This window comes from Candidatus Kinetoplastibacterium crithidii (assembly GCA_027557655.1).
Lineage (GTDB): Bacteria > Pseudomonadota > Gammaproteobacteria > Burkholderiales > Burkholderiaceae_B > Kinetoplastidibacterium > Kinetoplastidibacterium crithidii_C.
Genome location: CP064915.1, coordinates 475097 through 488121, shown reverse-complemented (window position 1 = coordinate 488121; position 13025 = coordinate 475097). Strand labels below are relative to the sequence as shown.

General features: G+C 31.9%; 8 protein-coding genes and 1 other RNA gene. 6 read left to right on the top strand and 3 right to left on the bottom strand.

All coding sequences use genetic code 11. From position 1 onward, the window contains the following. Positions 1–72 precede the first annotated feature (72 nt). From I1N47_02280 to I1N47_02265, 4 genes are all read left to right on the top strand, one after another. Complete coding sequence (locus I1N47_02280; protein ID WBF65271.1) at positions 73–2949, top strand: 2-oxoglutarate dehydrogenase E1 component; 2877 nt, start codon at positions 73–75, stop codon at positions 2947–2949. 39 nt (positions 2950–2988) lie between these two features. After that, entirely contained in the window at positions 2989–4203 is a 1215-nt protein-coding gene (gene odhB / locus I1N47_02275; GenBank protein WBF65270.1) for a 2-oxoglutarate dehydrogenase complex dihydrolipoyllysine-residue succinyltransferase, read from the top strand. A gap of 118 nt (positions 4204–4321) precedes the next feature. Next, a complete protein-coding gene (gene lpdA, locus I1N47_02270) occupies positions 4322–5746 on the top strand; it encodes a dihydrolipoyl dehydrogenase (protein ID WBF65269.1) in 1425 nt (474 codons plus the stop codon). Between the two features lie 99 nt (positions 5747–5845). After that, positions 5846–7180, top strand: coding sequence for a tryptophan--tRNA ligase (locus I1N47_02265; protein WBF65268.1), 1335 nt, complete (start codon positions 5846–5848; stop codon positions 7178–7180). Between the two features lie 12 nt (positions 7181–7192). Here I1N47_02265 and bamD read toward each other — a convergent pair whose 3' ends face one another. After that, positions 7193–7939, bottom strand: coding sequence for an outer membrane protein assembly factor BamD (bamD, locus tag I1N47_02260; protein ID WBF65267.1), 747 nt, complete (start codon positions 7937–7939; stop codon positions 7193–7195). Positions 7940–7998: 59 nt separating this feature from the next. Between bamD and I1N47_02255 the strand changes: the two genes are divergently transcribed. Continuing rightward, positions 7999–8955 (top strand): RluA family pseudouridine synthase, encoded by a 957-nt coding sequence (locus I1N47_02255; GenBank protein ID WBF65266.1) that lies wholly within the window; start codon positions 7999–8001, stop codon positions 8953–8955. 7 nt (positions 8956–8962) lie between these two features. On the opposite strand, the gene ssrA is transcribed toward I1N47_02255, so the two are convergent. After that, positions 8963–9349: a transfer-messenger RNA gene (gene ssrA, locus I1N47_02250) on the bottom strand. A gap of 152 nt (positions 9350–9501) precedes the next feature. Then, positions 9502–10047 (bottom strand): OmpA family protein, encoded by a 546-nt coding sequence (locus tag I1N47_02245; protein WBF65265.1) that lies wholly within the window; start codon positions 10045–10047, stop codon positions 9502–9504. Positions 10048–10390: 343 nt separating this feature from the next. On the opposite strand from I1N47_02245, the gene gyrA reads away from it, so the two are divergent. Further along, positions 10391–12991: a DNA gyrase subunit A gene (gyrA, locus tag I1N47_02240; GenBank protein ID WBF65264.1), complete on the top strand. Its 2601-nt coding sequence runs from the start codon at positions 10391–10393 to the stop codon at positions 12989–12991. Positions 12992–13025: the final 34 nt, after the last annotated feature.

Below are 13025 nucleotides of genomic sequence, written 5' to 3'. Positions count from 1 at the left end.
GAAGTCCGTGTCGCGGAAGGTTTTATCCCTGCATCGTGTCGAGTGAAATGCTCGAAAAGGTGAAGCTAAATTATGTCTTCTAATAAAGAATCGTTGTCCACATCATATTTATTTGGCGGTAATGCGCCATATGTAGAAGAGTTATACGAGATTTATCTTGATAACCCAGCTGCTGTAGCTGAACATTGGCGAGAGTATTTTGATCATTTGCAGAATTCACCAGCTACAGATGGTAGCGAGAAAACTGTAGATCAAGCTCATGCCCCTATAGTAGAGTCTTTTGCTTACAGAGCTAAAACAAATTCTTTTGTTAATAATAGTTCTAATTCTACAGATTTATCAGTTGCCTCAAAGCAAGTGTTTGTACAATCTATAATTGCTGCTTATAGATCCTTAGGAGTTCATTGGGCTGATTTAGATCCTCTGAAAAGAAAAGAGCGTCCTGATATTCCGGAGTTAGATCCAGCTTTTTATGGATTTATAGAATCTGATCTTGATCAGGCCTACTCTTCAAGTAGTACTTATTTTTCAAAATCTAGTACTATGACTTTGAGGGAAATCTTAAAATCCTTGAGAAACACCTATTGCCGCTCTATAGGCGTTGAGTTTATGCATATATCTAATCCTGTAATAAAAAGATGGGTACAGGAGCGTATGGAATCAACTCAAGGAGTAGATATTAATCTAGGTGTTGATGGAAAGCGTCATATATTACAACAATTAACTGAGGCTGAAGGTTTAGAGAGATTTTTGCATACAAAATATGTTGGGCAGAAACGTTTTTCTCTTGAAGGAGGAGAAAGTTTTATAGCTTCTATGGATGAAGTTGTTAATCATGCTGCTGATCTTGGAATTCAGGAAGTTATAGTCGGCATGGCTCATAGAGGCCGTTTAAACATGCTGGTAAATATCATGGGTAAAATGCCTGCTGATTTGTTTGCAGAATTTGAAGGTAAACATTCACAATTTCTTAGTGATGGTGATGTTAAATACCATAATGGTTTTTCTAGTGATCTAGCAACGCGAAGTGGTCCTGTCCATTTGTCCCTAGCCTTTAATCCATCGCATTTAGAAATTGTTAATCCAGTTGTTGAGGGTAGTGCTAGAGCTAGGCAAGAGAGAAGAGAAGATCATAAAGGAAAACAACAAGTTCTTCCTGTTCTTGTTCATGGTGATTCTGCTTTTGCTGGTCAAGGCGTTGTTATGGAAACATTGAATCTAGCTTTAACTAGAGGATATGGTACTGGTGGTACAATACATATTGTTATAAATAATCAAATAGGTTTTACGACATCTGATCCTAGAGATGCTAGGTCAACGATATACTGTACAGATGTTGTTAAAATGATTGAAGCTCCAGTATTTCATGTTAATGGAGATGATCCTGAAGCGGTTGTGTTTGCGAGCAAATTGGCTGTTGATTATAGAATGAAATTTGGTCGTGATGTTGTTATTGATATTGTTTGTTTCCGTAAGCTTGGTCATAATGAGCAAGATACTCCTGCTTTAACCCAACCTTTGATGTATAGTCGCATTAAACAACATCCAGGAACACGTAAGTTGTATGCTGATAAGTTGGTCGATCAAAAAGTTTTAACTTCTGAAGAAGCTGATAGTTTTGTAAAAGAATATCGTCAGGTTATGGAAGACGGACAACGTACCATTGAGCCAATATTAACGGATCATAAAAGTAAATATGCTATAGATTGGGCACCATTTTTAAATTCCAAATGGACAGATCATGCAGATACTGCTGTTCCTATTTCTGAATTGAATCGTATAGGTGAATTGATAACTAAAGTTCCTGATGGTTTTAATGCACATCCATTAGTTGCCAAACTGTTAAACGATCGTCGTAAAATGTCTCATGGAGAGATTAATTTGGATTATGGGATGGCTGAGCATTTAGCTTTTGCTACTTTGCTAAATTCTGGTTATGCTATAAGAATTACTGGTCAAGATTCTGGTCGTGGTACATTTACACATAGACATGCTGTTTTACATGATCAAAATAGAGAAAAATGGGATGATGGAGTATATGTTCCTCTTAAAAATATTTCTGATTCTCAAGCTCCTTTTGTTGTCATAGATTCTGTGCTCTCTGAGGAAGCTGTATTGGGATTTGAATATGGTTATTCTTGTTCAGAGCCTAATACTCTTACAATATGGGAAGCTCAATTTGGTGATTTTGTCAATGGAGCTCAAGTAGTTATAGATCAATTTATATCATCTGGTGAAGCCAAATGGGGTCGTCATTCTGGTTTGACTATGATGTTACCTCATGGATATGAAGGTCAGGGTCCTGAGCATTCTTCTGGAAGAATTGAAAGATTTTTGCAATTATGTTCTGATAATAATATGCAGGTTGTTCAGCCTACTGCTGCATCACAAATATTTCACTTGTTGCGTAGACAGATGATCCGTCCTTTCCGTAAGCCTTTAGTGATTTTTACTCCTAAATCTTTGTTGCGTAATAAAGATGCAAGTTCACCATTAAAGGATTTATCTGAAGGATCTTTCAAAATGGTAATTCCAGAAGTTGATTCTAGTATTAATGCAAAATCAGTGAAAAGATTATTAGCCTGTTCTGGTAAGGTATATTATGATCTAGTAAATTCTCGTAAAGAAAGATCATTGGATAATGTTGCTATAGTTAGAATTGAGCAATTATATCCTTTCGCTCATAAATCTTTTGAGGCTGAACTACAGAAATATCCTAATGTATCTGAAATCATATGGGTACAAGATGAACCACAAAATCAAGGTCCTTGGTATTATATTCAACATCATTTATATGAAAATATGAAAGAGGGTCAAAAACTTGGTTATGCTGGACGTAATGCGTCTGCATCTCCTGCAGTGGGTTATTTAGCTAAGCATCAAGAACAACAAAAGAATTTAATTGATCAGGCTTTTGCTCAAAAATTTAAGGTTATACTTGCTAAATGATATTTTTATAATTGTTAATGAATTACGGGATTTACCATTATGGCTATTATTGATGTTGTTGTTCCTCAGTTGTCTGAGTCTATTTCAGAAGCTACTATGATGTCTTGGAAAAAGAGTGTAGGTTCTTTTGTAGAGTCAGATGAGATTTTAATAGAAATTGAAACTGATAAAGTTGTTTTAGAAGTTCCAGCTCCATCTTCTGGTGTGCTGATAGAAATAGTTAGAGGAGATAGTAGTACTGTTGTTTCTGGCGAATTGATTGCAAAAATAGACACTGCTGCTAAAGCAGCATCTGAGGATGTCTCTAAAAACATTTCAAATTCTACTGAATCATTGAATGAAACTTCTAACCATAATATTAAGGATATGAAAAATGTAGCTTCACCTGCAGCTTCAAAAATATTATCTGAAAAAGGTTTAGACATATCATCAATACCTGGTTCTGGAAGGGATGGTAGAGTAACAAAATCTGATGTTTTATCTACAAAACCTTTATCTGCTGTTGCTAAGCCTACAATAGATAATACACAGCCAAAAACATTTTCTATTGATGGAAGACCAGAACAGCGTGTTCCTATGAGTCGTTTAAGAGCAAGGATTGCTGAAAGGTTAATACAGTCTCAACAAGAAAATGCTATATTAACTACTTTTAATGAAGTTAATATGCAGTCTGTTATCGATATAAGACGTAAATATAAAGATAAGTTTGAAAAAGAACATGGTGTAAAATTAGGTTTCATGTCTTTTTTTGTAAAAGCTGCTGTTGCCGCACTCAAGAAATTTCCATTAATTAATGCTTCTATCGATGGAAAAGACATTATATATCATGGTTATTTTGATATTGGTATTGCTGTTGGTAGTCCAAGAGGTCTTGTCGTCCCAATACTTAGAAATGCAGATCAATTATCTATATCAGATATAGAAAAATCTATTGCTGATTTTGGTAAAAGAGCAGCAGATGGCAAATTAAGTATAGAAGAAATGACAGGTGGGACATTTTCTATATCAAATGGTGGAGTTTTTGGGTCAATGTTGTCTACTCCGATAATTAACCCTCCTCAATCTGCTATTCTTGGAATACATGCTACTAAGGAACGTGCTGTTGTTGAAAATGGTCAGATAGTTATTCGTCCTATGAATTATCTAGCATTATCTTATGATCATAGAATTATTGATGGTCGTGAAGCTGTATTGGGTTTAGTAGCAATTAAAGATGCATTAGAAGATCCACAAAGTCTTTTATTGGATTTATAAAATATTTTGTTTTCTAAAAATAAGAGTGTTCATTATATTATTGGATACTCTTATTTATGACCTAGATATTATTAAATGTAATATCTAGAATTTATGAATCTATTTATATAGTAAAAATATGTCAAAACAATTTGATCTTGTAGTGATAGGTGCCGGTCCAGGTGGATATATAGCAGCGATTCGTGCTTCTCAGCTTGGATTGAATGTAGCTTGTATAGATGAATGGAAAAATACGGATGGTTCTCCAGCTCCAGGTGGGACATGTACTAATGTTGGTTGTATTCCATCTAAAGCATTGTTGCAATCTTCAGAACATTTTGATCTTGCAAACCATCATTTTGATGAACATGGTATAGCAGTTTCTAATTTATCACTTAATCTAAAAAAACTTATTTCCCGTAAAAATTCAGTAGTTAAGCAAAACAATGAAGGGATTTTATATCTTTTTAAAAAAAATAAGGTTTCTTTTTTTAATGGTCTTGCTTCTTTCGTAGAGAAAAATAAAGATCATGTACTGATAAAAGTATCTTCATCGAATGAAGAATTATTAGCAAAAAATGTAATAGTTGCTACTGGTTCATCTGCCAGAGAGTATCCTGGTTTGAAATTTGATGAAAAAACAGTTCTGTCTAATGATGGTGCATTAAACATTGAAAATGTTCCTAAAAAATTAGGTGTTATAGGTGCTGGTGTTATAGGTCTTGAAATGGGAAGTGTATGGCGTAGACTTGGTTCTGATGTCACTATACTTGAAGCTATGCCTGATTTTCTAATGGCAGCTGATTCTCAAATATCAAAAGAAGCTTTAAAGGTATTTACAAAACAAGGCCTGGATATTAGAGTTGGTGTTGAAATTATTGAGGTTAAAAATCTTGGTAAGTCTGTATCCATCAAATATAAAGATAAAGATGCTTTAGTAAAAGACTTATTAGTAGATAAAATTATTATTTCTATAGGACGTATTCCTCGTACTGATGGGTTGAATGCTTCAGCAGTTGGTTTGAATATAGATGAACGTGGTTTTATAGTAGTTGATGATAATTGTAAAACAAATTTATCAAATATTTGGGCTATAGGTGATGTTGTAAGAGGCCCTATGTTAGCGCATAAAGCTGAAGAGGAAGGAGTAGCTGTTGCTGAACGTATAGTTGGACAACATGGTCACGTTAATTTTAATACCATTCCTTCTGTTATATATACTTCACCAGAAATTGCTTGGGTTGGAAAAAACGAACAACAGTTAAAACAGGAAGATCGTAAGTATAAAGTTGGTAGTTTTCCTTTTTTAGCTAATGGTAGAGCAAGAGCATTAGGAGATACAACTGGTTTTGTAAAAATTATAGCTGATGCCTCAACAGATGAGGTGTTAGGTGTTCATATTATAGGACCTATGGCTTCTGAGTTAATTTCGGAAGCTGTGACGATTATGGAGTTTAAAGGTGCAGCAGAGGATATCGCTCGTATTTGTCATGCACATCCAACGCTTTCTGAGTCAATGAAGGAAGCTGCTTTAGCAGTTGATAAGCGTTCTTTAAATTACTAGTATTAATATTCCATAATATGATTGAATTAATTCAATCATATTATGGTTTTTGTTTTGCTTTCTTTTAAGTATTTATTTAAATTTTATATTATATATTTCATGAAAACCTGTATTGTTACTGGTATTACTACTTCTGGTACTCCTCATCTCGGTAATTATGCTGGTGCTATTCGTCCAGCTATACAGGCTAGTCTTTATTCAGATACACATGCATTTTTTTTTCTAGCAGATTATCATGCATTAATAAAGTGTTCTGATCCAATCAGATTATATCGTTCTAGGTTAGAAATAGCAGCTACTTGGTTAGCAGCTGGTTTGGATGTTGATAGAGTTGTTTTTTATAGACAATCAGATATTCCTGAAATATTAGAGTTATGTTGGATACTTACATGTAGTACTGCTAAAGGTTTAATGAATAGGGCACATGCTTATAAGGCTTTAGTTAGTCAAAACTTGTCAAAATCTTTAGATGCAGATGATGGCGTCAGTATGGGTTTATTTTCTTATCCTATTTTGATGGCTGCAGATATTTTGATGTTTAAAGCAAATAAAGTTCCAGTAGGGAAAGATCAGATACAACATTTAGAAATGGCTAGAGATATAGCTCAAAAATTTAACCATATATATAATGTTAATTTTTTTATCTTACCTGAAGCATTTATAGTAGATAATGTTGCTACTTTACCTGGTTTAGATGGCCGCAAGATGTCTAAAAGTTATAATAATACTATACCTTTATTCGAAGGAGGAGCTAAAAATTTACGTTCTTCTATTATGCGTATAGTAACTGACTCTAGCAAATCTGGTGATCCTAAGAATGCAGAAGATTCTCATCTATATATTCTTTTTAGAGCATTTGCTACAGAAGAAGAATCAGAAGCTTACAAATTAAGTCTGAATAATGGTATGTCTTGGGGTGAAGCAAAGAATATTCTATATGAGAAAATAGAAAGTGAATTATTGCCTATGCGTGAAAGATACAATAAGCTTATTTCTAAGCCAGATTTAATAGAGAATATTCTTCAATCAGGAGCTCAAAAAGCACGTTTTTTTTCTAAAAGTGTTATCAAAGATATACGAGATATAGTTGGATTACGTGATTTAAATGTGGATATCTGCAGTAATAAAAAAAGATTTGTTAATAACAAAAATGTTTATTCTAATAATAGCAGTAATAAAGATTCTCGCTTTGTTTGTTATCGTGATAATAAAGGACATTTTAAGTTTCGTTTAATATCTTCATCCGGAAAAGATATCCTAAAGTCAAGAGGTTCTTTTTCTGATGCTAATAATGTAGGCTTTTTAATAAAAGATATTAAAATGTTTTTGCAAAAAATCAAGAGTGAAAGAATGAATGAATCTGAATATTTTCCTATACTAGAGAATTATAATTTAGATTTTGATATTCAAGAATTGAAGAAATTTATTGAATAAGTAAGACATTATTTAGTTATTTGTACATATCTTTATATTTAATTCTTTATAAGATTGTTCCAGTATTTGTTTTGCCTTATAACTATAAGGAGATTCTTTGAATTTCATTATAAGATTATTGGCGCGATTAATTGATGCTAAGTAAGCCCCTTTCTTAAAATAATATTCTGTGATATTTAATTCATTTTTTGCTATGGAATTTTTAGTATATTTAAGTAATTTTTTTGCTTCTTCAATATACTCACTATTTGGAAAATTCTTTATTAATTCATCATAACTTTCATAGGCTTTTTGCATTTTTTTTACATCTTTTTCCAGAAAGAGATCTGTATTAAAAAAAGGAATAAATGATTTTTTAGGAGAGAAGTTGATTAATCCTTTAAGATAAAGTATATAATCAATATTGTTATGCTCAGGATATTTTTTCTGGAATTGTTCTATATCATCTAAGGCTTCTTCTATTTCACCATTTTTCCATTTTATATATATTAAATTTATTAATGATTGTTTATAAACTTCTCCAAATGGTCTTATTGTGATAATTTTATGGATTAATTCTTTTGATTTTATCCAATTTTTATTATCGATTTCCTTGATTGTTTGAGCGTATAATTGTCTGCTAATTTCATCTTCTGGGTATATATTGTTATTTATGCAGGTTATCTTGTGTGCATATGCATCAACTGAGATAATTATAGTTAATAACAAAATTGTATATCTAACAAAGTGATTCAGTTTTTTTAAAAATATATAAGACATGGAGTATGTATTGTTTATTAAGTTAAAATATTATTCTTTGTATTATACGATCTATTCCTATGTTTGATAAATATAATTCTAATTGTTTTAATGAGTCTTTAGCAAAAAGTATAATTGTTCCTGAAGGTATTAGTGATAGGTTAGATAAAATATTAGCATTTTTGATGCCAGAGTATTCTAGAGAACGTATCAAACAATGGATTAAAAATAATCATGTTTTAGTAAATGGAAAGTTAGTAAAAATACGTCATAACGTTCAGTCTGGTGATGTAATCACTGTTTGGATACAGCCAACATTAGAATCTTTATCTTTTAGTCCAGAAAATATTAGTTTTGAGGTTATTGATGAAAGTCCTGATTGGATTATCATCAATAAACCAGCAGGATTAGTAACACATCCAGGTTCTGGAAATTGGAAAGGAACTTTGTTAAATGGCTTATTATATAAGTATCCTGAGTTATTTTATATACCACGTGCAGGTATTGTTCATAGATTAGATAAAAATACATCTGGAGTTATGATTGTTGCACGTACAATAGAGTCTCAGTTATATCTTGTAAGACAATTACAGTTAAGAAATGTTTCTAGGGAATATTTTGCAATAGTGCATGGTCATATATCTGTAGCTGGCACTATAAATAAACCTATAGGTAGGGATACTAATAATCCTATAAAAATGGGGGTTAAAAATATTATAGCACCTAAAGAAGCCGTAACTCATTTTAAACCAATTTTAAAAGGTATTACACCAAGTGGGCAAAGTATAACGCAAGTTATATGCAAATTAGAAACAGGTAGAACCCATCAAATTAGAGTTCATTTATCTAGTATTGGGAATCCTATACTTGGAGATTCTATTTATAACAGTAATTATGTGGTTGAAGGTAATAGGCATATGTTGCATTCAATGTTATTAAATTTTATTGATATTAAAGGTAGTTTTTGTCAATTTAACTGTCATCTGCCTGAAGATATGATTAAGATTATAAGTCTTATGAAATGGTTTGAATGTTAAAAAACTATGGTGGAGCCGGGGGGAATCGAACCCCCGTCCATCAGTTTTCCATAGTCGCTTCTACATGTGTAGTCAGTTTACTTTTTTTAGTCTAAAAATATGCCAACTAACAGGCCATAATTAGACGATTCACTAGAATTAAGTTTACAATATGTGAAAGTATCATAAACTGATTCCTTGTAAATGACACTGCAGCAATGAAGTAATTTCACTTAAGAAAAAACTCACATTACCTAACCCAAGGAAAGATTAGTGCAGCGGCTAGAGAACTAAGCTGCTAGCTTGAAACGCGTATCGTTGGCGTTTATATTTTTTTCCAGTGGATTACCGAGCTTACTGGTGCTCGACATGCTGCAATCTATTTTCCAACTAATGTCGAAACCTTGTCGGCCCCTTTATAAAACAAATTCAGAATGATTAATAAAATTTTTTATATATAATAACATATAACTAGAATAAATATCCTACATATTATGTTTTATGTCCTTGCTGTGCTAGTAATATATTGGGTTACCCAATATATTACTAGCATTTTATATTATGATATTAGTTTTTGCTAAACACCTTAATCTCTGCTCGTCTATTCTTTGCTCTTCCTTCTTCACTATTGTTATCGGCTATAGGGTCCTTTGATCCATTAGCTTTTATAGATATAAAACTAGATTTTATTCCATTATGAATTAGATAGTTTTTAACTGATTCTGCACGATTTTCGGAAAGCTTATTATTATAATTAGCATTTCCTTTAGCATCTGTAAAACCAGAAATAATAACTTTATCTATATCGATATTTTTTAAATCTTCTATAATTGTATCAAGAAGGTTGATGCTTTCTGACTTTAAAATATAACTATCGAAATCGAAAAAAGTATTTTTATTTAAACTAATTTTTTTTTCTAAACTAGCATTATCAACTTTATTTTTTAGATTATTACTAGTAATACTATTTTTCCAATGCAATTCATTAGTTCCATTCTTAATTGGATTGCCAAATGAATCAGTCCAACAATTTTTTTCATTAGTAACAGCATTGCCGGAAGTGGCAATTGCAGCACAAGCAATGATTAAAGCCATTTTAAGTGATTTCTTCATATTTCTCCTCTTTTATAATTGAAGGATAAGACACACGTATCATAGTCTTAATTTTACAGCATTAATTGATATTTAATGTAAATTAAATGTTAATATATTAATCTTTTAGGTAATCATAAGATGATTTGATATGTTAATCTAATTATTTATAAAATAATAAGTGTAATGTTGTTTTAGATGGACATTATCTTGAATTGTTCATTATGTAAATATAGTTAGTTTATTGTAAATAATATTGTGTTTTGTATCTTAAGTTAAATGGTAGAACATATACTTCTATAATGGAAATTGTGTTTTTTGTTGTGTGAATTAGAGATTATTTTTAAATAGTGTGATCGTAAATATGAATTCTTTTGCTATGGAAATGCTTCCAATATCTTTGGAAGAAGAAATGCGTCGTAGTTATCTAGACTATGCTATGAGTGTCATTGTTGGTCGTGCTTTGCCTGATGTTCGCGATGGATTAAAGCCTGTTCATAGAAGAGTTCTTTTTGCCATGCACGAACTTAACAATGATTGGAATCGTGCTTATAAGAAGTCAGCTCGTATTGTTGGTGATGTTATTGGTAAATATCATCCACATGGAGATCAATCTGTATATGATACTATTGTAAGAATGGCACAAGATTTTTCTATGAGGTATGTGCTTGTAGATGGTCAGGGTAATTTTGGATCTGTAGATGGCGATAGTGCTGCCGCAATGCGTTATACAGAAATAAGATTAGCAAAAATTTCTCATGAATTACTAGCTGATATTGATAGTGAGACAGTTGATTTTGGTCTTAATTATGATGGTAGTGAAAAAGAACCGTTGGTTTTACCTACTAAATTACCTAATTTATTAATCAATGGTGGCTCAGGTATTGCTGTTGGTATGGCTACTAATATTCCACCACATAATCTTAGAGAAGTTATTTCAGGATGTTTGTTTTGCCTAGATAATCCTGATTGTTCTATAGATGAATTGATTGATTTTATTCCTGCTCCTGATTTTCCAACTGGAGGGATAATATATGGTCTTTCTGGTGTTAGAGATGGATATAGAACAGGTCGTGGTAAAGTTATAATGAGGGCCAAAACTCATTTTGAAGAATATGGTAGAGAGCATAAATCTGCAATTATTGTTGATGAAATACCATATCAAGTTAATAAGAAAACTCTTCAAGAGAGAATTGCTGAATTAGTAAACTCTAAAAGAATCGAAGGTATATCTGATATAAGGGATGAGTCAGATAAAGATGGGATGCGTTTAGTTATAGAACTTAAGAGGGGAGAGTCTCCTGAAATTATTCTAAATAATTTATATAAGAATACGCAATTGCAAGATACGTTAGGTATGAATTTAGTTGCTTTAGTACATGGTCAGCCTAGATTGTTAAATCTGAAGCAAATTATTAGTTATTTCCTAGAACATCGTCGAGAAGTGGTTACTAGGAGGACCATTTTTAGATTAAATAAGGCTAAGAATCGTGCTCATATTTTGGAAGGATTAGCAGTCGCTTTGGCTAATATAGATGAGTTTATATTAATAATTAAAAATGCAGCTAGTCCTTTAATTGCTCGTCAAAATTTAATGGATAAGGATTGGCCATCTGATCTAGTAGGGGCGATGATTAGTAAATTTGAAAATAGTGGAGTTGCCAAAGAAAATTATAAACCAGCTAATATTGGTAACAATTTTGGAATAGTCGAATCTAATTTATATAGATTGAGTGAATGGCAGGCACAAGAAATATTAAATATGCGTTTACAACGATTAACTGGTTTAGAACAAGATAGGGTTTTTGATGAATATAGAGAAATAATGTCAATAATATCTGATTTATTAGATATCCTATCTAATCATGAAAGAATAAGTGATATTATTAAGGATGAGTTAAACTTAATAAAAGATGAGTTTTCTAGTGAGACAAAGGACCCAAGAAAATCTCATATAGAACCTAATACGACTGAATTAGCAACAGAAGATTTAATTGTGTCAACTGATATGGTTGTTACTTTGTCCTACAATGGTTATTTAAAGAGTCAACCTTTGTCTGAGTATCATGCTCAAAAGAGAGGAGGTTATGGTAAGCAAGCAACTTCTATTAAAGATGATGACTGGATTGAACATTTATTTATAGCAAATTCTCACGATTATTTACTATTTTTCTCTGACTTGGGCAGAGTTTATTGGATAAAAGTTTGGGAGACTCCTCAAGGTAGTAGAGGATCTAAAGGAAAACCAGTAATTAATTTATTTCCATTATCTAGCAAAGAAAAGATTACAGTTATTTTGCCAGTAAAAGATTTTAGTGAAAATCTATACGTATTTATGGCAACAGCTAAAGGTACTGTTAAAAAAACACCATTATCTGATTTTTCTAATCCAAGAAAGAATGGGATTATAGCTGTAAGTTTGAATGATGGAGATTATTTGATTGGAGCGGAACTAACAAATGGTGATTATGATATTATGCTTTTTTCAGATTCAGGAAAAGCTGTAAGATTTAATGAAAAAGATGTTCGTTCTATGGGAAGAGGTGCTCGTGGTGTACGTGGTATGATTCTAGGAAAGAACCAACAGGTAGTATCGTTATTAGTATCTAATAATGAAGATAAGAGTGTTCTAATAGCTACAGAGAATGGATTTGGAAAAAGAACTTCTATTAAGCACTATACTGTGCATAATAGAAGTACAAAAGGCATGATTGCGATACAAAATAGTAAACGTAATGGTAAGGTTATAGGTGCTGTTTTAGTAAATCCAAATGATCAAATAATGTTAATTACTACTGCTGGTGTTTTAGTTAGAACTAGAGTTTCTGAAATTAGGAATATGGGTAGGGTTACACAAGGTGTTACATTGATAAATGTTACTAAGGGTAGTTATTTATCAAAAGTTAGAAAAGTTATTGAGTCTGATGATGAAGTTGTTCTTGATCATATAAAAGTACTAGATTAACTCTCCTATATTAATTTTTATATTTTTTTGCTTA

What these genes read in the sequence shown, in the direction of transcription:
- I1N47_02280 (WBF65271.1), top strand. Translation starts at nt 73, where the DNA reads ATGTCTTCTAATAAAGAATCGTTGTCCACATCATATTTATTTGGCGGT.
- odhB (WBF65270.1), top strand. Translation starts at nt 2,989, where the DNA reads ATGGCTATTATTGATGTTGTTGTTCCTCAGTTGTCTGAGTCTATTTCA.
- lpdA (WBF65269.1), top strand. Translation starts at nt 4,322, where the DNA reads ATGTCAAAACAATTTGATCTTGTAGTGATAGGTGCCGGTCCAGGTGGA.
- I1N47_02265 (WBF65268.1), top strand. Translation starts at nt 5,846, where the DNA reads ATGAAAACCTGTATTGTTACTGGTATTACTACTTCTGGTACTCCTCAT.
- bamD (WBF65267.1), bottom strand. Translation starts at nt 7,939, where the DNA reads ATGTCTTATATATTTTTAAAAAAACTGAATCACTTTGTTAGATATACA.
- I1N47_02255 (WBF65266.1), top strand. Translation starts at nt 7,999, where the DNA reads ATGTTTGATAAATATAATTCTAATTGTTTTAATGAGTCTTTAGCAAAA.
- I1N47_02245 (WBF65265.1), bottom strand. Translation starts at nt 10,047, where the DNA reads ATGAAGAAATCACTTAAAATGGCTTTAATCATTGCTTGTGCTGCAATT.
- gyrA (WBF65264.1), top strand. Translation starts at nt 10,391, where the DNA reads ATGAATTCTTTTGCTATGGAAATGCTTCCAATATCTTTGGAAGAAGAA.